Source organism: Bartonella sp. HY761 (assembly GCF_026743145.1).
In the GTDB taxonomy this organism is placed as follows: Bacteria; Pseudomonadota; Alphaproteobacteria; order Rhizobiales; family Rhizobiaceae; genus HY038.
Genome location: NZ_CP104887.1, coordinates 1,417,465 through 1,441,482 on the forward strand (window position 1 = coordinate 1,417,465; position 24,018 = coordinate 1,441,482).

14 protein-coding genes and 1 pseudogene are annotated in these 24,018 nt (G+C 41.5%); 6 read left to right on the forward strand and 9 right to left on the reverse strand.

Annotated elements, in window-relative coordinates; translation table 11 throughout:
- Nucleotides 1-32: 32 nt before the first annotated feature.
- The 8 genes and pseudogenes from N6A79_RS06090 to N6A79_RS06130 form a co-directional block, all read right to left on the reverse strand.
- The gene (locus N6A79_RS06090; protein ID WP_246708155.1) at nucleotides 33-926 is read right to left on the reverse strand and encodes a peptidylprolyl isomerase; all 894 of its coding nucleotides are present in this window, start codon (nucleotides 924-926) and stop codon (nucleotides 33-35) included.
- A gap of 483 nt (nucleotides 927-1,409) precedes the next feature.
- The gene (gene narI / locus N6A79_RS06095) at nucleotides 1,410-2,129 is read right to left on the reverse strand and encodes a respiratory nitrate reductase subunit gamma (protein WP_268547383.1); all 720 of its coding nucleotides are present in this window, start codon (nucleotides 2,127-2,129) and stop codon (nucleotides 1,410-1,412) included.
- A gap of 11 nt (nucleotides 2,130-2,140) precedes the next feature.
- The gene (gene narJ / locus N6A79_RS06100; protein ID WP_182419332.1) at nucleotides 2,141-2,842 is read right to left on the reverse strand and encodes a nitrate reductase molybdenum cofactor assembly chaperone; all 702 of its coding nucleotides are present in this window, start codon (nucleotides 2,840-2,842) and stop codon (nucleotides 2,141-2,143) included.
- Nucleotides 2,842-4,377 (reverse strand): nitrate reductase subunit beta, encoded by a 1,536-nt coding sequence (narH, locus tag N6A79_RS06105; RefSeq protein ID WP_182419333.1) that lies wholly within the window; start codon nucleotides 4,375-4,377, stop codon nucleotides 2,842-2,844. Before narH ends, narJ begins: the two co-directional genes overlap by 1 nt.
- A complete protein-coding gene (locus N6A79_RS06110; protein ID WP_268547384.1) occupies nucleotides 4,374-8,123 on the reverse strand; it encodes a nitrate reductase subunit alpha in 3,750 nt (1,249 codons plus the stop codon). The genes narH and N6A79_RS06110 overlap by 4 nt, the downstream gene beginning before the upstream one ends.
- Nucleotides 8,120-10,863 (reverse strand): annotated as a pseudogene (locus N6A79_RS15840) (nitrate/nitrite transporter). Before N6A79_RS15840 ends, N6A79_RS06110 begins: the two are co-directional and overlap by 4 nt.
- A 368-nt stretch (nucleotides 10,864-11,231) precedes the next feature.
- Entirely contained in the window at nucleotides 11,232-11,420 is a 189-nt protein-coding gene (locus N6A79_RS06125; RefSeq protein ID WP_268547386.1) for a hypothetical protein, read from the reverse strand.
- 29 nt (nucleotides 11,421-11,449) lie between these two features.
- On the reverse strand, nucleotides 11,450-11,713 hold the full coding sequence (locus tag N6A79_RS06130) for a hypothetical protein (RefSeq protein WP_268547387.1): 264 nt from the start codon (nucleotides 11,711-11,713) through the stop codon (nucleotides 11,450-11,452).
- 525 nt (nucleotides 11,714-12,238) lie between these two features.
- Here N6A79_RS06130 and N6A79_RS06135 point away from each other — a divergent pair.
- The 5 genes from N6A79_RS06135 to N6A79_RS06155 all read left to right on the forward strand — a co-directional run bounded on the left by N6A79_RS06135 (nucleotide 12,239) and on the right by N6A79_RS06155 (nucleotide 16,222).
- A complete protein-coding gene (locus tag N6A79_RS06135) occupies nucleotides 12,239-12,556 on the forward strand; it encodes a hypothetical protein (RefSeq protein WP_268547388.1) in 318 nt (105 codons plus the stop codon).
- A 62-nt stretch (nucleotides 12,557-12,618) separates the two neighbouring features.
- Entirely contained in the window at nucleotides 12,619-12,765 is a 147-nt protein-coding gene (locus N6A79_RS06140) for a hypothetical protein (protein ID WP_268547389.1), read from the forward strand.
- Between the two features lie 38 nt (nucleotides 12,766-12,803).
- Entirely contained in the window at nucleotides 12,804-12,953 is a 150-nt protein-coding gene (locus N6A79_RS06145) for a hypothetical protein (RefSeq protein WP_268547390.1), read from the forward strand.
- Between the two features lie 350 nt (nucleotides 12,954-13,303).
- Nucleotides 13,304-15,727: an endopeptidase La gene (gene lon, locus N6A79_RS06150; RefSeq protein ID WP_262080328.1), complete on the forward strand. Its 2,424-nt coding sequence runs from the start codon at nucleotides 13,304-13,306 to the stop codon at nucleotides 15,725-15,727.
- 216 nt (nucleotides 15,728-15,943) lie between these two features.
- Complete coding sequence (locus tag N6A79_RS06155) at nucleotides 15,944-16,222, forward strand: HU family DNA-binding protein (RefSeq protein ID WP_182419340.1); 279 nt, start codon at nucleotides 15,944-15,946, stop codon at nucleotides 16,220-16,222.
- Nucleotides 16,223-16,330: 108 nt separating this feature from the next.
- On the opposite strand, the gene N6A79_RS06160 is transcribed toward N6A79_RS06155, so the two are convergent.
- Entirely contained in the window at nucleotides 16,331-16,642 is a 312-nt protein-coding gene (locus N6A79_RS06160; RefSeq protein WP_268547391.1) for a 2Fe-2S iron-sulfur cluster-binding protein, read from the reverse strand.
- A 204-nt stretch (nucleotides 16,643-16,846) separates the two neighbouring features.
- On the opposite strand from N6A79_RS06160, the gene N6A79_RS06165 reads away from it, so the two are divergent.
- The gene (locus N6A79_RS06165; protein ID WP_268547392.1) at nucleotides 16,847-23,950 is read left to right on the forward strand and encodes a hypothetical protein; all 7,104 of its coding nucleotides are present in this window, start codon (nucleotides 16,847-16,849) and stop codon (nucleotides 23,948-23,950) included.
- Nucleotides 23,951-24,018: the final 68 nt, after the last annotated feature.

Sequence of the window (24,018 nt, forward strand, 5' to 3'; positions counted from 1 at the left end):
AACACACTTCTAAAGTGATAGTAAATATCATTTTATTGCACTAATGGTCCATCTGACGGCAAAACTTCAATGCCTTCAATTTTGGCGTTTCCTGCTAAAATTAATATATATTGCGAAACAGCTCGCGACCAACTTGATGCTTCTAGCCATGCACTGACGCGATCTTTTACAGCTTCAAAGGGAAGAGGGGTTCCTGGAATTTTACGAATAATGTCAACGACATGAAAACCGTAACGGGTTTCAACTGGGCTTTTGAGGAGTCCTGCACCTTCGGCAATTTTCAATGCTTGTTCAAATTCGGGTACCGTACTACCGGTGGTTAATTGTCCAAGGTTGCCACCATGCATCGATGAAGGACAGTCAGAATATTCCTTTGCAAGCTCATTAAAACGTGATGGACTTAATTCGAGGTTACGGATAATTTCTGTGGCGATTGTTTTTGCGCCATCTCGGTCAGCCTGTACTTTTGGATCTGCACTAATAAGAATATGGCGAGCCTCCACAATCATATCGGATAGGAAACGGTCGGTATTATTGTTATAAAAGCGTTGGCAATCTTCAAGAGTTGCATTGGGAACAGATATTTCTTGATCCATTAATTTACTAATTGCAATGTCTTGTGGTGTGTCACTACGTTGATCGCTTGATAGTTCATCACTATAAAGATCAAGGCGTTTAGCTTCTTGTAATAGTAATTCGCGGATAACTAGGGCGCGTGCTGCTGCTGTAAGCGCTTCGCCTGGATTTTCTGCGGGATGATTTTGCGCTTCTGCCAAAATATCTGCTTCTTCTATGGTAATTCCATTGACACTAATCTGGTTGAAAACCGGTTTCGCCTTTGGCGGAATGCGAGTATCAACATCCTGTTTTTTGCTATAGGGTTTTGGTGTATTATCTTCGGTTTTACTATTGAAAAGGGTTACCATAATTTACTCCATAGCGTTTTCATGGTCTTTCATCAATTGAAACAACGCAGTTTCAGGTTTGAGTCTGCACATAAATGACGAAAGCTATGCTTTTTATAATAGTTATAACTTAAATTCTGCCTTGTCGCTAAAATTAGCGGTGAGAGTTGAGTCTATAACCGAAATTTATCGATTTATTTGTTTTAAACGCTTGATTGATCAAGTTGTTCCCAATTTGGAACATAATATAAAATCTCAATCATAGGTTTTATTTGACATTAGTTTGATACCCTTAAACTGCGGGGGAAATTCAAGGGTATCAAATATTTTAGCTTAGAAAATTAAGCTAAAAAGGTAAATTCGTTATCGGGTAGGCACCCTCAAAATGCGGGGGGGATTGAGGGTGCCAAAGCTGTTAACCTTATAAAACCAATATGCAAATTTCGGAAGATTTGGTCGGGGACCCCTTAACGGGTGTATGGGAGGTAAAGGATCCCCTAACTGTTATTCTGCGGGTTCACGCACCATAGGTGCATTTTTTTCAGCCTTACGCACAATTTGATACCCTGGACGCCAAATATAACGGACAGGAACGCTCAACATATGAACAAGACGAGTGAATGGGAAAACCAGAAGAATAGTAAGTCCAAGGAAAATATGCAGTTTGAATACAGCCGCTGTATCAATAATATAGCTTGATGCAGCAATGTTGAATGTAAAGATTCCTTGAGCCCAATTCATGAATTTCACCATTTCATGACCATCAAGATGTCCAAGTGATAATGGAATGGTTAGAAGACCAAGCATCAATTGAATCCAAAGTAAAATGATAATCATCGTATCAGAAAAACTTGAATTGGCGCGAACACGGGCATCAAACAAGCGGCGGTGAACAAGCAATGTTGCACCAATAATACCCATAGTACCAGCAACACCGCCAAGACAAATAGCTAGTAATTGCTTAAATGTATGGCTAATTCCCAATGCATCAAAAAGCGCAAGAGGTGTAAGCAGACCAACAAGATGGCCGCCAAAAATCAACAATACACCGACATGGAATAAAACAGAACCCCAGATAAGCTGTTTGCGTCTTAATAATTGGCTTGATCCTGAACGCCAAGTATAGGGATCAAGATCATAACGGGCAATACAGCCTAGGACCAAAACAGTGAGGGCAATATAGGGATAGATCCCAAATAAAAGTGTATTAATATACGAATACATGGGGTTTCTCCTTAATGTTGGCTATGGGTCGCGTCGCGATTTGCCGCCCGCAGCCTTGTACGTAAACGATCTGGTCCACAGGCATTTTCACCTTGATTTGCACCAAATGTTACAGCTTCTTCTTCCCAGATGCGGTCAAGCGCTTCAAGGTCGTTTGGATCATCTTCTTCCATATTGCGAAGTTCATCTAGCAATGCCTTATCCGCACCACCATTTGATAGGGCTTCCAATGCGGTAAATGCTGCAGCATAAGGAGAATTGCGTTTTTGTAAACGTTCGCCGATTGCTGTTACAATGTGCAGGATGTCGCTAATGGATTGACGAGCTTCATCTGCGGTTCTTGTTGAAAGATATTCAAGGAACATGGGCAGATAGTCAGGCAATTCACTGGCATTAATTTCAAGACCAGCTTCTTCATACATGATTTTCAAATCAACCATCGCTTGTCCACGATCACGGCTTTCGCCGTGAACATGTTCAAAAAGATGTAATGAGAGTGAGCGTGTACGGTCAAACAAAGTGACATATTCTTCTTGGCTTTCAAAAATATCACGTTCACCAAGGGTTGCAATCAAGTGTTTGACCTTAGCTAATGTTTGCGCATCAAGCTCACTTGTCTCTTCTAACGTTGCGGCAAGAAGGCTTGCATCATGCTTTAGTGCTTCTTCAGGGTAAGCTAATAGAATGGATAGAATTTTAAGATCCGTATGCATCATGCGCTCTCCTTCAACATTCCGCTTGCTGTATGGTGGCGAGGTTTTTTGCTACCAAAAAGCTCAGCAGTAGAACTACTACCTGAACAACCATTACCAAATGAAAAGCCGCAAGATCCGCGCATTTCATAGGCATCTTCACTGACTTCGCGATGGGCTGTTGGCACCACAAAGCGGTCTTCATAATTAGCAATCGCCATGACATGATACATGTGTTCAATCATTTCGCGGTCCATGCCAACTTTTTCAGGAATTGATGGATCAATCACCCCATCAACTGTTTTTGCACGCATATAAGCACGCATGGCTAGCATACGTTCAAGAGCGGAAATAACTGGCTCTTCCTTACCTGCGGTCAAAAGATTGGCTAGATATTTAACCGGAATACGCAATGAGCGAACATTTGGAATAAAATCATCCATTTCAATTTTACCAGCTTCAGCTGCTGACTGCAGTGGTGAAAGTGGTGGAATATACCAAACCATTGGCAAGGTGCGATATTCTGGATGAAGTGGGAAAGCCACTTTCCATTCCATTGCCATCTTATAAACGGGTGAATTCTTTGCAGCGTCCAACCATTCTTCAGAAATACCATCCTTGCGAGCCTGATCAATTACAGCTGGATCATTAGGATCCAAGAACATCTTCAATTGTTCTTCGTAAAGATCTTCTTCGCTCATAGTGCTAGCTGCATCAGAAATCTTGTCGGCATCATAAAGAATAACACCAAGATAACGAATACGTCCAACGCAGGTTTCAGAGCAAACTGTTGGCTGACCACTTTCAATACGTGGATAGCAGAAAATGCATTTTTCTGATTTACCAGAAGACCAGTTATAATAAATCTTCTTATAAGGGCAGCCAGAAACACACATGCGCCAACCACGGCACTTATCTTGATCGATTAAAACGATACCATCATTGTCGCGCTTATAAATAGCGCCTGATGGGCATGATGCAACGCAAGCAGGATTGAGGCAATGTTCGCAAAGGCGTGGCAAATACATCATGAATGTATTTTCAAATTGTCCATAAATGTCTTTTTGAACGCCGTTAAAGTTATAATCCTTTGAGCGCTTTTCAAATTCGCCACCAAGAATTTCTTCCCAGTTTGGACCCCATTCAATTTTTTCCATGCGTTGTCCGCTAATTTTCGAGCGCGGACGAGCAACTGGCATTGCTTTGCTTTCCTTAGCGGTTTGCAAATGCTCATAGTCAAAATCAAATGGTTCATAATAATCATCGATTTCAGGTAGGTCAGGATTGGCAAAAATCTTTGCCAATACCCGCCATTTTGAACCGATTTTAGGTTCTAACTTACCGTTAGACTTTCTAACCCAGCCGCCATTCCAACGTTTTTGGTTTTCCCAATCCTTAGGAAAACCAATGCCTGGCTTTGATTCAACATTGTTGAACCAAGCATATTCTACGCCTTCACGATTTGTCCAAACGTTTTTACATGTCACCGAACAGGTGTGACAGCCGATACATTTGTCCAAATTGAGGACCATACCTATTTGTGCGCGGACCTTCATTGTGCCGCCTCCTTTGCTGCATGTTCGGGTAATTCATCATCTAACCAATCAACTTTTGCCAATTTGCGAACGACAACGAATTCATCACGGTTGGCACCAACTGTGCCGTAATAGTTAAAGCCATAAGAAAGTTGAGCATAGCCACCAATCATATGGGTTGGTTTAGTAATAACGCGGGTAACCGAGTTATGGATACCGCCACGTTGGCCGGTTAATGGTGAGCCAGGGACGTTAACAATTTTTTCTTGCGCATGGTACATGAACATTGTTCCGTCTTTCATGCGTTGGGAAACAACTGCACGGGCAACCAAGGCACCATTGCTGTTATAAACTTCAACCCAGTCATTATCGATAATGCCTGCACGTTTGGCATCTGGTTCTGAAATCCAGACAACGGGGCCACCGCGGTTAAGCGTAAGCATAAGCAAGTTATCAGAATAGGTTGAATGGATACCCCATTTTTGGTGAGGTGTGATGAAGTTCAAGACAAGGTGTGGCTGCCCATCAGCTTTAGCTTGCAATGCAGGTGTTACAGTCTTGGTATCAATAGGAGGACGGTAAACGCAGAAGGCTTCACCAAATGCCCGCATCCATAAATGATCCTGATAAAGCTGCTGACGACCACTAATTGTACGCCAAGGAATAAGCTCATGAACATTGGTATAGCATGCATTATAGCAGACTTCTTCAGATTCCAATCCTGACCATGTGGGTGAAGAAATGATCTTACGCGGTTGAGCAACAATATCACGATAGCGAATTTTTTCATCTTCTTTTGGGATAGCAAGATGGGTATGGTCGCGACCAGTGATTTTACTTAAAGCGGACCATGCTTTAACTGCAACTTCACCATTTGTTTCCGGCGCAAGCGACAATACAACTTCCGTTGCATCAATATCACTTTCAATCTTAGGCATACCTTTAGTTACGCCTTCTTCTTCAACAACACCGTTAAGTTTTGCGAGGAAGTCAACTTCATGATCAGTATTCCAAGCAATACCCTTACCGCCATTACCAATGTTTTTAAGTAATGGTCCAAGAGCTGTAAAGCGCTTATAAAGATTTGGATAGTCGCGTTCTACAACAGCCACTGTTGGCATTGTCTTACCAGGAATTGGTTCGATTTCGCCTTTTTTCCAATCTTTAACATCAAATGGCTGTGCAAGTTCATTTGGAGTATCATGCAGAGTTGGTACAAGAACAACGTCTTTTTCAACACCAAGGACTTCAGGAGCAATTTCAGAAAAGCGCTTTGCAATGCCTTTAAAGATTTCCCAGTCGCTACGTGCTTCCCATGCAGGATCGGCAGCACTTGATAAAGGATGGATGAAAGGATGCATATCCGAGGTGTTAAGGTCGTTCTTTTCATACCATGTTGCGGTAGGCAAGACAATGTCAGAATATACACAAGTTGTGGACATACGGAAATCGAGCGTTACCAAAAGATCGAGTTTACCTTCTGGAGCTTCATCATGCCAAACAGCCTCGACCGAGCCAGCACGACCTTCTTCACCCAAATCTTTGCCAAGTACACCATTTGAAGTGCCTAGCAAATGCTTGAGGAAATATTCATGTCCCTTACCTGATGAACCAAGCAGATTTGAGCGCCAAACAAACATATTGCGTGGCCAATTTACTTCTGCATCTGGATCTTCACATGACATTTTCAATTTGCCTGATTTTAGGCTTTGCGCCACAAAATCCTTAGGCTCCATGCCAGCTTCTTGAGCTTGTTTTGCAAGATCAAGTGGATTGGTTTCAAGCTGCGGTGCAGATGGCAACCAACCCATACGCTCAGCTCTGATATTATAATCAATTAATGAGCCTTCCCATGGGCCTTCAGGCGCAGTAGGTGAAAGCAAATCGCTTACCTTAACTGTTTCATAACGCCATTGATCGGTGTGGGCATAGAAGAATGAAGTTGAATTCATGTGACGTGGTGGGCGTGCCCAGTCAAGACCAAATGCAAGAGGTGTCCAACCGGTTTGCGGACGGAGCTTTTCTTGTCCAACATAGTGGCTCCAGCCACCACCAGATTGACCGATACAACCACACATAATCAGCATATTAATAATGCCGCGGTAGTTCATGTCCATATGGTACCAGTGATTCAAGCCAGCGCCAAGAATAACCATTGAGCGACCATTGGTCTTTTCAGCATTACGCGCAAATTCACGAGCAACAGAAATAATATTTGCACGTGGTACACCAGTAATTTTTTCGGCCCAAGCTGGGGTATAAGGAATGTTTTCATCATAGCTTGTGGCGCAGTTAGGATCTTTGAAACCGCGTTCAAGACCATAATTAGCAACAAACAAGTCAAAGACTGTCGCAACCATGACTTCCCCTTCAGGAAGTTTCAATTTGCGGGCAGGGACCTTGCGTGTAAGTATGCTATCGTGGTCTGTTCCTTCAAAATAATCATGTTCCTTATTGCCAAAATAAGGGAAATCAACATCGGCAACGGCATCATGGTCACCTTCAAGCATAAAGCTCATTTCCAAAGTGATGTCGCGACCCTTGCTATCTTTTTGTTCAAGGTTCCATTTGCCATCTTCACCCCAACGGAAACCGGCAGAGCCAGTAGGTGCAACATATTCGCCAGTTAAACTATCAACCGCAATTGTTTTCCATTCTGGGTTATTGTCTTCACCGAGATTTTTATCAAAATCTGAAGCGCGCAATAGGCGATCAGGAATATAATGACCGTTTTTGCCAGTAAGGCGAACAAGCATTGGCATGTCGGTATAACGACGGCAATAATCATCAAAATATTCAGCTTGGCGGTCAAGATGGAATTCACGCAAAATAACATGACCAAATGCCATTGAAAGGGCGGCATCAGTACCTTGTTTTGGATGAAGCCACATATCAGCAAATTTGGCTGCTTCAGAATAGTCTGGACAAACGACAACTGACTTTGCACCCTTATAGCGAGCTTCACTATAAAAATGTGCGTCCGGTGTACGCGTTTGTGGAACATTCGAACCCCAAAGCATCAAGAAACCAGCATTATACCAGTCAGCAGATTCAGGAACGTCGGTTTGTTCGCCCCATGTCATTGGTGATGCTGGTGGCAAATCACAATACCAGTCATAGAAAGACATGCAAGTACCGCCAAGCAATGACAAATAACGTGCACCAGCAGCATATGAGATCATTGACATTGCAGGAATTGGCGAGAAACCAATAACGCGATCTGGACCGTATTTGCGCACAGTGTAAGCATTTGCAGCTGCAATAATCTCGTTCATTTCTGCCCAAGTTGCACGGACAAATCCACCAAGACCACGTACTTTTTGATATTCACGACGCTTTTCAGGATTTTCCTGAATGGCAGCCCATGCACCAATAGGGGTTTTAAGAACGCGTTCAGTACGCCAAAGTTTTAAAAGGCGTGCTCGAATAAGTGGGTATTTAACGCGGTTTGCTGAATACATATACCAGCTATAGCTTGCGCCGCGCGGACAACCGCGTGGTTCATGGTTTGGAAGATCAGGCCGAGTACGTGGGTAATCGGTTTGTTGGGTTTCCCAAGTAACGATACCGCCTTTTACATAGATTTTCCATGAACATGAACCCGTGCAATTTACACCATGGGTTGAGCGAACGATTTTGTCATACTGCCAACGCTTGCGATAGCTATCTTCCCAGCTGCGGTCTTCATCGGTAGTAATACCGTGGCCTTGGGAGAATTTTTCGCGCTTATGGGCAAGAAAGTTGAGACGATCGAGTAAATTACTCATTTGTTTTGGTCTCCTGTCGATTGGATACGCTTTGCGCGTTGACCTTCAATGTGTAGAATTGCGCCCTTACGGGTGTAGCAAAACCAAGTAATAAAAAGGCAGATGAGGTAGAAAATTAGGAAGCCGAATAGAGCTGCTTGTGGACCACCATAATAAAGCTTTGAAGCATTAAAGCTGATTGGAATGATGAAGAAAGCATAAGCAGCGATTGCGGCAGTAAAGCCTGTGATTGCAGCAGATTCACGCTCTGTTTGATGGCGTTTTTGTTCAGTTGTTGCATTTGGCATAGTGTTATCAATAACGCGGCTCATAATTGCTGGGATCATTTGGAAAGTTGAAGCATTACCAACACCTGTTGCAAAGAACAGCACCATGAATGAGGTAAAGAAGCCACCAAAAGCAATTGGATTTTCAGGATTTGCTACAAAATAGAGTGCAGCAAGAAGAGCAGCCATCATAATGATAAAAGAAATCAATGTCACACGGCCACCGCCAACGCGATCACTCAAGCCACCAGAACCAGCACGTGCAAGAGCTGAAATTAATGGCCCTAAGAAAACATAATTAAGAACATTTACTTCAGGGAAAGTAACTTTCATCAAAAGAGGAAATGCAGCAGCAAAACCGATAAACGAACCAAATGTACCCATGTAAAGAACGCACATTAACCAGTTGTCTTTGCGCTTAAAAATAATTGCTTGATCAGCGAATGAAGCTTTAGCATCAGCAATATCATTCATACCAAACCAGCTAGCAATCGTACAAATAATGATGAAAGGCACAAAGACAAAGGCACCGTTTTGTAACCAGATTGATGATGTTGCACCATTAGCTTGGGTGATTGTCTGTGGGTTGCCGCCGAGCCAGCCAAAAACGCTAGTGGCGATAACAAGGGGAACAACCAATTGAACAACTGATACACCAAGGTTACCAATGCCAGCATTTAAGCCCATTGCTTTACCTTTTTCGCTCTTTGGGTAGAAAAAGGAAATATTAGCCATTGATGATGAGAAGTTACCGCCACCAAAGCCACAAAGCAATGAAAGTGCAACCATAACCCAATAAGGGGTTTCTGGGTTTTGCACGGCAAAACCAATACCAATTGCAGGAATTAAAAGCGATGCAGTGGTAAGAGCTGTCCAACGACGGCCACCGAAAATGGGTACCATAAACGAATAGAAAATGCGAAGAGTACCACCTGAAAGACCGGGAAGAGCCGCAAGCCAGAACAATTGCGTTGCTGTATAATTAAAACCAGCTTTAGGCAGTTCTGATACTGTTACGGACCAAACTTGCCAAATAGCAAAAGCTAAAAGAAGTGCAGGAATTGAGATCCAAAGATTTTTATTAGCTATTGCTTTACCAGTCCGTTGCCAGAATGACGCATCTTCAGGGTTCCAAGTAGTTAGAACGTATTTATTATTAGGATTAGACATTAGCGTAGCTCCGGAAATTCGGCAAGGGTCTCACCCATTTCGGCAAGGCGTTGTTGTTCCATGCGGCGAATTGAAAAGTGCATCCAAAGGAGGGAAACGGCGGCAATTGCGAAAAGCACCATAAAACAAGTGGTATAGACACCGGTAATTTCAAGAATCTTTCCAAATATGATAGGAAGGATAAAGCCGCCAAGACCACCAATCATACCAACAAGACCACCAACAGCACCGACATTTTCAGGGAAATAAACCGGAATATGCTTATAAACTGCGGCCTTTCCAAGTGCCATGGCGAAGCCAAGGATAAACACAATAATGGTAAAGGTAATGTAACCTGTTGCCATATGGAACGAGATTGGACCGTTTATGCTTTCAATAGTATATTGTGTTGGTGGGTAGCAAAGGAAAAAGGATGTGATAACCGAAACAGTAAGTGTCCAATACATAACTTTACGAGCGCCAAGAGTATCAGAAAGATAACCACCATAAATACGGAACAAGCTGGCAGGGATTGAGAAAAATGCAGCAACGATACCTGCTGTTCTTAAATCAAATGCATAAACATTCATAAGATATTTAGGAAGCCATGCAGCAAGGGCGATAAAGCCACCAAAAACAAAGAAATAATACAGTGAAAAGCGCCATACTTGCAATTTGGCGAGCGGGGATAGCTCTAGCCAGCTGCTATTAGGCTTTTGACCACTTTTACGTTGTGCAACAAGTGTAGGATCGTCTTTGGTGAAGACAAAGAATACAATACCCGTCACTGCAAGGGCTATGGCCCAAACAATTGCCACTGCATGCCAGCCACCGCCAATATTAGAAACAGTTGGCGCAAAAAGCTTTGTAACTGCTGCACCAACATTGCCAGCGCCGAAAATACCAAGTGCGAGACCAAGGCGCGGGCTACCTTTAAACCAACGAGCGACATAAGCAACGCCAGAGGAGAAGGCACCACCAGCAAGACCAATACCAAGAGCTGCAAGAAGCATTTGATTATAGGTTGTGGCAAAGGTCAGAAGATATGTAGCAATAGCAGCTAGAAGCATTGTTATAAGAGTAACAAGACGTCCACCATATTGTTCGGACCAGATGCCGAGCGGAATACGAACGAGCGAACCGGTTAAAATTGGTGTACCAACTAAGAGTCCAAATTGGCTTTGGGATAAACCTAACTGGTCTTGGATCTGAACGCCGATAATTGCGAATATAGTCCAGATGGCGAAACAAATGGTAAAAGCAAAAGTGCTCAACCATAACGCGGAATTTTGCCCAGCGGGGGCTTTGATTTTTTTGTTTTCCATTTTTTTGTCCAGCAAATTTAGTCTGGTTGAAACGCAACACCGAAAAATTGGTTGCGTCGATGCTGGCAATATGAACTTAGAATAAATACAGTCGTTGATTTGAATCAATCTAAAGAAGGAAAGCTCCTTGAAAGCTATCAGATTGATTTTATAAGTTTAGTATATGAATAATGTTGCATATATGATTGATTTTTATTATCTTTACGATTGATTTTTATCAACCTAAGTTATGATAAAATTGCTTACAAGCGACTCTTATTATAGGTTAAAGCTTGTAATCGTGCACAATTAATAAAGTTGTTTAGACTTTAATGTTTAGACAAAAACGCTGAGGGTTTTAGGCGGGAACGACATTAATTGTGTAAATGTTAATTTTGCCCATAACGCAACTGATTGGTGTTGCTTATCGATGGTGTAGCAGGATAATTCCGGCGAAAACGTTTTTTGGCTGCATCCATTAACTCATCTTTTGGCCATTGTGTTGGAGGATTAAGATTGGCAAGTGGCGTTGCTAAAAAAGGTGGATGGCTCAAATGCGGATTAGGAATTCCGTGCATTTCGCGCAGTCCTAATAAAGCTAATAATTTTATTGGATAAAGCCAAAAATACTTCGATGCAAAATCAACGTGAAGTACCCCTCCTCAACTTTTATTAGTTTTGTATTGGATAAATGGTAATCAGTCATTTCAGCCATTAATTGATCGATAAAAATCATATCTTCGCTACGCCAGTTTTGCAGTGCTTCACCCCAAACTGACCCTAGCGATTTAACCTCAATCTTGCGAAAATTTGTTCTGAAATTATAGTCTTTGGTTTTAATCAATCCTTCGCTAGGAACAACATAAACCAACCAAGATATCCTGCGCCTGTGCCGCTATTAAAAATCATGTTAAATCTATTTTAATGCAAGACGCGCGCATAATTCGGCTTCTTTTCCCAACCCAATAATAACACACACGGGGTAATATTTTTCCAAATGATGTTAAATGAAAAATACTCAAATTTTGGGAATGATAATCGTAGACTGAAATTGTATAAAGCAATTCTGTAATACTTGAGCGTGTAGAATAATCTAATAAGTCAGCCCTTAGTATATAATGCAGACTAGAAGGAACGTAAAGGAATAGCATATATCTGCCAATATCTTCATGAAACATGGAGAAACGTTTTATTTCAATATTGACATTACCTTTTTGTGTCCATTCTTTCAATTCATCAATTGAATGATACATTTTTTATGTATATGGCCAAAGTCTTAGGCATTGTGATATTCATTTTGATAGCTTGAAAGTGTTTATAGACATAAAGCTATTTTCATTGATCTTTTACATAACTTCCATATATATCCCTTTTCCTGATAAAAGGGGAAAGTGATATGACGCTTGACTGGTTAAAACAACGACCGATTGCTCATCATGGTCTGCATAACAAATCCAAAGGAATTGCGGAAAATGTTTTAACGGCTTTTTACCTTGCTGCTGATCAAAATTTCCCTATAATGTTGGATGGCTGCTTAACCAAAGATGGCGCAGTTATTGTTTATCATGACCACTTGTCAGCTTTATCATTGGAAGCTAAGATTATCGGTTGCCTTGCAAGGGTATTGTCGGACAAAAAGTTAGTGATAGCAATGGTTTTATTCAAAGCTAGGAGGATGTTCTTGATAAACTTCAAGGTCGAACACCGGTATTAGTCAATCTGCATGGTAATCCTCCTCATTTTAATACAGATTTAGCAACCGCTACGAATGATAAATTGCGTCATTATGGAAATAATGCTGCAATGCTAGCAGGGGACTTTCATTTATTAAGACGCTTTCGCGTATCGGCCGAAGGCGTTGCTCATGGTATGCGTGCAAGCAGCATTCAGCGCAGCGCGATTGAATTGAATTTTTTATGCTGACCCGTGATGTTTAGTTTATTTTATATAATAAGAAGGCCTTGACTAATGTTTTTGTACGTTTTATGCGCCAACGTATGCAGGTGTCTATTATTACCGGCGTTATACAAAAAATCGAGCAATGGTTGGCGATTGAAAAGCTAGTCGATCAAATGGTTTTCGAGGCTTTTAATTCCGATGATATAGAGTAAGGGTTGTTCAGATAGTCAAAATAATTTTTATTTGACTTGAAAAAAGCCCTAAATTAGCCCATTTAGGGCTTTTTAATATTGCTTATTGTCTCATATCCATTACTATAGCTTTTTTGATTTGACTGCTGATAATTGGAAAAGCTGAAGTGATGTTGAGGAGAAGCACTTATAGCATAATTAATTAGAGAAAAATATTCATTAATTATACGATCTAATAATTAAACTGCGCCAAGGGCTTGAATTTGATGCTTTTGGCAACCAATTATCTGTTCAGAAGCGTGATGCATGTTTGCAAAAATTGGGGCATGCATTATGGCGGTGGGGGCCATTGGTCCCAGAAAGGACATGAAATGCAAAATAACGAGAAGACTAAAAAAGCCGAGAACGGGCTTTACGCCGTTCTGCCGCTAAGAGATATTGTTGTCTTCCCGCATATGATTGTGCCGCTCTTTGTTGGGCGTGAAAAGTCAATTAAAGCTATTGAAGTGGCTATGCGTGAAGATAAGCAAATTTTGCTTGCAACGCAAAAAAATGCCGCCGACGATGATCCAAAAACTGAAGACATTTATGAAATTGGCACTTTAGCTAATATTTTGCAATTGCTTAAACTACCTGATGGTACTGTTAAGGTACTTGTCGAAGGTGTGGCGCGTGCTCAATTGTCGGTGTTCTCAGAAGATGATGGTTACATTCAGGCTGAGGCATTGGTTCTTCACGAAGGTGAGGAAGACAAGGTTGAGATTGAGGCCTTAGCACGTTCGGTTGTTGCTGATTTTGAAAATTATGTGAAATTGAATAAAAAGATTTCACCAGAGGTTGTAACGGCAGTTAGCCAAATTGACGAGCCCTCAAAATTAGCAGACACCATTGCGTCGCATCTTGCTATTAAGCTTTCTGAAAAGCAGGAAATGCTATCGCTCCTTTCTGTTGCCCAAAGACTTGAAAAAGCGCTTTCTTTTATGGAAGGTGAAATTTCAGTTCTGCAGGTTGAGAAACGTATTAGATCGCGTGTTAAACGCCAAATGGAAAAAACTCAGCGAGAATATTATCTCAATGAACAGATGAAGGCGATCCAGAAAGAGCTTGGCGAAGGCGAAGATGGCCGTGATGAAGTATCTGAAATTGAAGAGCTTGCAAAAAATACCAAGTTAAGCAAAGAGGCTCAGGAAAAGACCGCAGCTGAGGTTAAAAAACTTCGCTCCATGTCGCCAATGTCTGCTGAAGCAACTGTGGTGCGTAATTATCTTGATTGGTTGCTAACAATTCCTTGGGGCAAAAAGTCCAAGATTAAAAAGGATCTCAATTTTGCGGAAAAGGTTCTTGATGAGGAGCATTTCGGCCTTGATAAGGTAAAAGAACGTATTGTTGAGTATCTCGCAGTGCAAAGTAGGATTTCTAAAATTAAAGGTCCAATTCTTTGCTTGGTAGGCCCTCCTGGCGTTGGTAAGACGTCGCTTGCACGTTCTATTGCTAAGGCAACGGGTCGTGAATATGTTCGTATGTCGTTAGGTGGTGTACGTGATGAATCAGAAATTCGCGGTCATCGTCGTACGTATATTGGTTCAATGCCCGGTAAAATTATTCAATCAATGAAAAAGGCTAAGCGTTCTAATCCGCTTTTCCTTTTGGATGAGATTGATAAAATGGGACAAGATTTCCGTGGTGATCCATCATCTGCTTTATTGGAAGTGTTGGATCCAGAACAGAACTCAACCTTTATGGATCATTATCTGGAAGTTGAATATGATTTATCTGACGTTATGTTTGTGACAACAGCTAATACACTTAATATTCCAGGTCCATTGCTTGATCGTATGGAAATTATCCGCATTGCTGGTTATACAGAAGATGAAAAAGTTGAGATTGCAAAGCGTCATTTATTGCCTAAAGCCATTAGTGATCATGCAATTTCAAAAGATGAGTTTTTTGTTGATGAAAGTGCTATCCGCTCGATTATTCAATATTATACTCGTGAAGCAGGTGTAAGAAGCCTTGAACGTGAGCTCATGAAGCTTGCTCGCAAAGCAGTAACCGAGATTATTAAGACAGGTAAAAAATCCGTTACAATCACTGCTGATAATATTGACGAATATCTAGGTGTTAAGCGTTATCGCTTTGGCCAAATTGATGGCGAAGACCAAATTGGTATTGTTACTGGTTTAGCTTGGACTGAGGTTGGTGGTGAGTTGCTGACTATTGAAGGTGTCATGATGCCAGGTAAAGGTCGTATGACTGTAACTGGTAACCTACGTGATGTTATGAAGGAGTCGATTTCAGCTGCTGCATCTTATGTACGCTCGCGAGCTGTTGATTTTGGTATCGAGCCACCTTTCTTTGATAAACGTGATATTCACGTCCATGTTCCAGAAGGTGCAACACCAAAAGATGGTCCTTCAGCTGGCGTTGGCATGATGACAGCAATTGTATCTATTATGACTGGCATTCCTGTGCGTAAGGATGTCGCCATGACGGGTGAAATTACATTGCGTGGCCGCGTATTGCCGATTGGCGGTTTGAAAGAAAAGCTGCTTGCTGCATTGCGTGGTGGTATTAAGACAGTTCTTATCCCGGAAGAAAATGCCAAGGATTTGGTGGATATTCCAGACAATGTTAAGAATAATATGGAAATAATACCAGTATCTCATGCAAGTGAAGTGCTTAAGCATGCTTTAGTCCGTCAGCCAGAGGCTATTGAATGGACAGAGCCATTGAGTCCAGTTTCAACGGCTTCAGATACAGACGAAGACAAGAGTGCTCATGCAATAGCGCACTGATTCACGTTAAAAAAAGAGGAAAAGAGCGGTTTTTACCGCTCTTTTTTTTGTTTTGAATGAAATTTTGTTGCTTTTTTGCAAGTAAATAATGAAAAACGCCAGAAAACTGGTGGTTGCAGCATTTTTTTCTTCAAATTGCTATAGATTTGAATAAACTTGCTTTATAGCTAAAATTGTATTGTTTTGTCTCCGGTAAATCAGGAAAGGAAATACCGAATGAATAAGAACGAACTCGTCAGCTCCGTTGCAGAAAAAGCTGGTCTTACAAAAGTGCAAGCTGGTGCAGCTGTGGATGCATTTATTGCTTCTGTTACCGAAGCATTGCAAGCTGGCGGTGATGTACGTTTGCCTGGTTTTGGTGCCTTCGAAGTATCTCATCGTGCCGCTACTAAGGGTCGTATCCCAACAACCAATGTAGAAATCGACATTCCTGCTCGTAACGTGCCAAAATTTTCAGCTGGCAAATCTCTTAAAGAAGCAGTTAATACGAAATAATTTTTATTTTGTTTTAGAAAGAATTTAGGGCGGAGATATCCGCCCTTTTTGTTATTCGCTCTTTTATTGTTTTCTGTCTAGAATTAAGATGAGTATAGCGTTTATATATTATGGAATAAAAACTCTAAGGCCGTCCAAATTTTCGGTTAAAAAAATTTGACATGCTAAACGAGAATTCTCATTAGTCTCATCGGCAAAATCCAACATATCAATTTCCATTATGCTTGGCTCAGGCAATTCGTCTTGCCATTTTTCATCAATATAGACATGGCATGTGGCGCAAGCACAGGCGCCACCACATTCACCAATGATTCCTTTTATACTGTTGAGGACTGCCAATTCCATTAATGATGTGCCAATTTCGCCATTTATTGCTATTTCGTTCATTTCTGGCAAAGTTATAAACAATATTTTTACCATAATAAAATTATCCTATTAATAACTGAAATTATTTGCTTTTACGTTAATTCTCACTTAAGGTGTTACGTAATTATGTAATTGATTTGTTCTGTTTTGTATCGCGTTTTGTTCAGAACTTCTTCCTTTCACATTTCTTAACAGGCATAAAGCGACTAGTCTTGCAGAAATGATTCTTGCAGATTAATAATGGTGATGAGACGGATTATGGCACGTAGAACCAAAGCAGATAAGTTTGATATCGATGTTGAAGCCGCTTTAGAGGATGCTCTTGACTTTAATTTTGATGATGATGCTTTGCGCTCACCTTCAATAGAAGAAAACGCAGTAGAACAAAATACATCTCAAGAAAAATTGTCTCATAGCAGTTCATCCGATCATATTGATGGTGCAAAAACTCCAGATCAAAATAGTCATGATGAGGAATTGTTGCAAGAGCTTGGCTTGGAAAGCGCTTTTGAAGAAAGTATTCTTGATGAAGTTGATTCAGAGCTTTTCGATCTTGAAAGTCTTGAGCAGCAAATGGCATTGGCTGCTGAAGAGCTTGTTGCTCATACCAATAAATCTGAAAGTTTTGCTGAAGAGGTAGTTCCTGGTCAGGTAAACGAAAAGCCAATGGATAATGATATTTCTGTATCATTCATGGATGCAGTCGCTGATGAATTATCAAATGGCATTAGTTTGACGAATGATGAAATAGTTCCGGAAGTCACCAATGTGCGTCCTGTTCCACGTGTAGGGAGTTTGTCTAAAAATGGCAATAGTGATCATTCGTCTTTAGTTGCTGCTTCAATTCATTCTGATGTTCAGGATGCAGTTAGCTCTAAAACACCAAGCTCGACCGTTTCTGACCATTCAAATACCCGCGATTTAGGTCGTATAGGTCTAAATGTTGCCAGCAATGAAAATGGTGGTACGGAGATTAAAGAGATTAGGGAGCCAAAAAAAGAAGCGAAAGCTAAGGAAACTGTTGCTAATTCCGAGCGGTCCTCTGTTTTTTCACGGCCTGATATCGATTCTGGCTCGCAACATACGACACAGAATAAAGAGCGTCGAGAAATTTCTTTGGCTAGCACCTCTATGCGAGATGCTAGTTTCCCAGCTTTTAAGGGTAAAAGGAAATCCAAGCTCGGACCTGTATTTTGGAGTACTACTGCCTTAGGAGCCTTGTGGTTTGTGGGTGGGGTCGCGACAGCTTATAAGCTTGCTGCGGATAGTTCTTTGGGAGGTTTTTTAACGAGTGCTTCAGGCTTGCTTGTCACAGCAGGAACGATTGTCCCAATATTGATGTTTACCGGTTTTGCACAGCTGGCTAGGCGCGCGCGAGAACTTCAAGATGCAGTTGAAGAAATTAATATTGCTGCGCGCCGTTTGCTTGAACCCGATGTGGAATCAAAAGAGCGCGTTCAAAGCCTTGGTTCTTCTATTCGTCAAGAAGTTGAAGCGATGGGTGATGGTATTGATCGTACTATTTCTCGCGCGAGCGAACTTGAAGCGCTATTGCAAAGCGAAGTCAATAATCTTGAACAAGCTTATAGTGAAAATGAAAATCGCATTAGGTCGCTTATCATTGAGCTTGCAAATGAAAGAGAAGCTGTTTCCACACATGCTGAGCATGTAAAAACAACCATTACAGGGGCTAAAGATCAGCTTACGCGTGAATTTAACTCGATTGCAGACCATATAAATGCTTCGGCTGAATCTTTTACGTCGACTTTATCCGACACACTTAATATGCGTTGGGGCGAATTGGTCGATGAATTTAATACAGCAAATGAGGGCGTCGCTCAGCAATTATCAAACAAATTTGTTGAAACTGTTCAAAGCTTTGACGCGTCACGTGGTCGGTTCTTTGAGGAGCTTGACACGCGTTTTGCCCAAATTGACCAGCATACAGAGCAAGCTAGTAATGCTGTGGCAGAGCGGCTTGGTTCTAAAATGGATGATTTTGTTAAAATCGTCCATGATAGAACGGAAGATGTCGAAGTCCGCTTTAATAGTCTTACAGGGCGCTTAGCCAATAGCGGTGAAAAGATTATCGAAGCTGTTAATGATAGTGTTTCTGATATTGAAAAGCGCTCCGATGATATTGATACAAGATTGCGCTCAACTGCTGATAAAGTTCTTAGCGACTTCCAAAATAAATTTGATAGTCTTGATGAAGCGATTGAAACACGCGGTGAGAAGTCACTTGCTACATTCTCGCAACAGATTGCAAGGCTAGAAAGTCGCGCGCAGGATCTTCCATTAACGCTCGATAACCTTGCGGTATCTTCTGTTGATCAATTTGCCCAACAGATCACTAAGGTGGAGGAGCAATTTGCTCTTCTTTCGGGCCGTCTTGCTAAAAACGGTACTAGCGTAACAGATGCTATTTCAAGTAGCCTTAGCGAAATTGAAGAACGATCAGAAGATATCGATGCACGTATTAAAGCCTCGACTGATCGCTTAGTAAATGAATTTAATGATAAATTTAGTCATGTAGACAATACCATTAACCAAAAAACTAAGGGATCTTTGCGTCAGTTTACCGATCAAATCTTGGATTTAGAAAAGCAAGCTAGCGAACTTTCAACAAGTTTTGATACTGCGACCAATTTGGCTATTCAAGCATTTGAAAAGCGTCTAGACCAGGTTGACGAATCTCTAAATGATCGTAGTACTTCATTAATTCGCTCGTTCATTGCTCGCACTGAAGCTTTGGAGGAAAGTACTGATAAACTAAATGTGGCACTGGATACTCATGTTGGTCGCATTAATGATGCATTCCAACAGCGTACTCGCGATATTGCCCAGACCTTAACTGGTGGGCGAGACGGTATTTTATCAGTGGTTGAAGAAACCAAAGTGCGGCTTTCCCATGAAATGGAAATTGTCGGAACAACTATTGCTAAATTGGTTGACGAGCGGGCAGGTGGCTTTATCCATCAGTTTACGGAAGGGCGTGAGCGCCTTTCAAATACTTTGGAAAAGGAAGCCGCACAAATTGTTGCGACTGTTTCGACCCAATTAGGTTTGCTTTCTCGTCACGTTGGCGAGATAGAAGAAAAGCTTTTAACGAATATCCAGTCTGTTGATGAAAAGACGACCTCTCAGTCTGAAGAATTTTTAATTCGTAGCGCTAAGTTTGAAGAAACTATTTCTCGAGGCTTCGAGACTGCACGCGAAGCAATAGAAGTGCAATCGCAAAACCTTGAAGCGCGTTCAACAGCCTTAAATGATTCACTTAAAATGAATAGTGAAGCGTTAAATGCAGTTCTTGGTGAGCAAGCTGGGGTAATTGAAGCGCGTATTGCTCATATTCGCGATATGATTGCTCAAGGTAATATTTCATTTACCGAAGCCTTGGGACAGCATGTAGATCTCGTTCAATCTGCTGTTTTGACTAATGATGATGTATTGAAATCGACATTTATGGCGCAGCTTGAGCGCCTTGAAGACCAAACTTCGAGACTTAAGGATGTATTTGCTGAAAATCACGTTCACTTGGCGCAGGCAATTGATGAACGGATTATTGGTGTTCAAGAAACGCTTACGAAAAGCGAAACTGCTATTGGTGATGCTATTTCTTCTGGGCAAGAAGATATCAAGCAGGTTCTTGGTGCTGGCCAGCATGCATTAAAAGAAACCTTGTCTGGTCATCAGGCGATGTTTGAAGATACTTTAAGTGGTAGTCAGGCAACATTTAATAATATCATGCATAATGGTCACCATGCATTAAAAGAAACCTTGTCTGGTAATCAAGCTGTCCTTGAAGATGCTTTAAGTCAAAGCCAGGCTAATTTTAACAATATCATGCATAATAGTCAGCATGCTCTTAAAGATACTTTGTCCAACGGTGAAGATATATTAAATAATCTTATGCTTAATGGTCAAAGTAATTTGAAGGGTGTTATTGAGCATAGCCATGGAGTTATTGAGGAAACTCTTTACAATCACGGCAATATTATTTCTCAACAAGCGATTGAATTGAAGAATAATATTGGCGGTATTCTTGAAACTGTTGATGAGCGTTTAGAACTGCAAGGTAAAAAACTTGATCAACGTGCGTTAAGTTTGAGAGAAGTTGTCGAGCATAATAGTGCATTACTAGATAAAGCTTTCGAGACACAAACAGCCGTAATTGATGAGCGTTCTGCAACAATGCAAAATGCGTTGGAGATCGGTGTTACGAATGTTCGTGCAGTTCTTGAACAAAATGCCTTGTCTTTGTCAGAAACTTTAAGAGAACGTATTTCAGAAGTCTCCGGTACATTGGCATCCGAGGCTGAGCGCGCTGAAAACCAGATTGCACGTGCGGGTGATAAGTTAAATGAATCTGTGCTTGAGTCGGTTTTTGAGGTTGAGCGCAAATTGCAAGAGCGTGCTGTATATCTCAAGGAGAATGTTGCAGATATTGAGCTACAACTTAGCAATGGGTTTAGCGTGATTGAAAATCGCGTATCTAACACTGCTGCAAACCTTAGTAATGAAGCAGAAAAGGCCCACAACATTATTATGTCTGCTGGTCAACGCTTGTCAGGTTCGGTTGTTCAGGCAGCACAAAATGTTGATGAACAATTTAATGTTCGAGATCAGATGCTCAAGAGCAATATGCAGGAAATTGAGGGGCAAATTCATGCCGGTCTTGATTTAATCAGCAGCCGTATGGCTGATGCTGCTGCAAATTTGACCGCTGAATCTCGTATTATCGAAGGTAATATTCATTCAGGTTTAAATCTTATTGCCAATCGTATGGCTGATGCATCTTCCAACCTTAACGATGAAGCGCGTAAGATTGATGGTCAAATTGCAGTGGGGCTAGATTTGATCAGCCATAGAATGGCAAGCGCTGCTGCAAACCTTAATGAAGAAGCACGTAAAGTTGATAATCAATTATCAACCAGTATTGATCGTATCCATGAGAAAATGGTCGATGCTGTTGGAAACCTTACAGGCGAAGCCCAAAAAATTGATGAACAGTTGCAAAATAGTTTTAGCGCTATAAGCAGCCATGTTTCATCTGCCTCATCAAGGTTGCAACAAGAAACATTCAAAATTGATGATCAGTTATCCGGTGGTCTTGAGCGCATTAATAATCGCATGAATGAAGTTGCGTTGTCATTAGCAGATGAAGCTAATAAAGCTGAAAATCTGCTAGCAAATGCTGGTGAGCGGCTTGGTGGCTCTGTTGTTCAAGCTGCCCAATCAGTAGAGCAAAAGCTCGCGGATCGTTCGGTATTCTTGAAAGAGAATATTAATCTTATTGAAGAACGTGTTACAACAGGTTTGAGCTCTATTGAAGGACGTATTTCTGAAATTACTCAAAAAACAGCATCTCAGCTTGTAAATAAAACGCAAGATTTGCACGGCCTAACTGAGCAATTGCAAGCTGCTGCAACTAAAACAAGTGACTCACTTGGCATGTTGACTAACCAATTTAGCGATCAGCTTAAGGAAGTTACACGCGCAGCTGAAGAGCGGTTGCGGTCTGAAAATAATACATTTATTAATAATTTTTCTAATAGTTCGGATGAAACAGTTTCTGCAGTTAAAGCGATAAAAAATGATATTTCTGAAAGCATTGCTCAGCTTTTAGATCGGCTTGATACGTCAAATGGTACTATCCAGCAAACTGTCAATGCGCTTCGTAATGGTGTTTATGAAGTTGATACACGCCTAAATGACGTGACCAATGAATTTAAACAAAATATTGGTCAGCTTTCAGATAGTTTTGCGGTAACAAGTAGTAATCTTAATAGTGATCTTGAGCGCTTTAATGGTCTTTCAAGATTAACACTTGACAGCGTTACTAAATTTTCGCAGCAATTTGATGATCATGCCAAGATTTTAACGGAAGCTACCGGTCTTCTTGATCGTTCTCATGATATGTTCAATGACCGCCTTGATGAACGGCAAGTTGCATTGGCATCGTTAGCAAATGGTTTGGTGCAGAAATCGGAAGAAGTATCTGAAACAATGCAAAACTGCGAACAAATCATTGCTGCAATTATGAAGCGCACGGAAGAGCGGGCTCGGTCTTCAACTGTGCAATTACAATCATCTTTGAGTGAAATGGTGAACGATGCATCTAACCGTTTTGAAGGTGCAACATCTGAAATTCGTAAGTCTGCCGAAGAAATTCGTGAAGAGTTGGCGCGTACTCGTGCTGATTTAAGTCGCGGTGTGCGGACACTACCAACTCAGACAAAAGAATATACTGAAGCTATGCGTAAAGCGGTAGTTGAACAAATTGAAGCTTTGAAAGAATTGTCAGGTATTGTTGAAGAATCTGGGCGTGTTTTCGATGTGTCGACACCTGCAGCTGGTGCCGTTAATCAGCCCAATCTTTTTGTTTCAGAACCTAGAAAGCAAAGTGTAGTTCAACCTGTTCGCAGTTTTGCTCCGCAAGAGCAAAAGGCGGCTGTGCTACAAGCTGATCTTGTGGGGGCAGGTGCGAATGATGTGCATGTTGATCCATTACCTTCAATAATGCCTTCAATTGCGACAACTCAATTTACGCCAGCGCCAACCAATACTCGTGCTCCGCAGAATACTGGCGCTGTAGGTAATAATTCTGCGGTTTCGCAAGTGCAAAATGCTGCTCCATTACAAAACAGCGCTCCATTGCCAGCAAGTTATTTATCTGGATCAAATCCAACGGTGGTAAATGAACCAGTACGTTCTACGGCGCGTAATGTTGGTAGTACAAATTATCAGCCACAGCCTGCATTCAAGGCAGCAGCGCCTGCACAAAATGTACAAGTACAGCCACAAGCGTTTGCACCGCAAACACAGACAACACAACAAACCGCCAATCGTGGTTTGGATGCGAGTTCTGGCCATCAAGATCCACGCGCTGCATCGGCGCAGCGTTCAAATCAATCTCGTGGTTGGGTGTCAGATTTGTTAGCTAGGGCTTCGCGTGATGATGTGGATAAGGGGGCAACGCATGCTCCTGTTAATACCGCAAAGCCTATCACTGAAAATGCTGGTGATACCTTAACCTCGATGTCTGCTGATATTGTTCAAGGTATTGATCGCAATGCAATTGCTGAGCTTTGGCAGTATTATCGCCGCGGACAACGAAATATCACACCAAATCGTCTATATAATGCGAATGGTTTGAAGATATTCGAGAAAATTAAGCACAAATATGCACTTGAGGGTGAGTTCCGTCGCGCTGTAAGCCAATATATTACAGATTTTGAACGCTTGCTTGGCGATGTGACAAAAAATGGCGGTAATAACGATACTGTGCGTGAATATTTGACCTCAGATACTGGTAAAGTATATACTATGCTTGCTCATGCAAGTGGCCGCATTCAATAAAAAAGGGGGCGCTGCCCCCTTTTTTTATTGCTGTTTTTTGTTGATCGAATTAGGGAACTAAATATGGT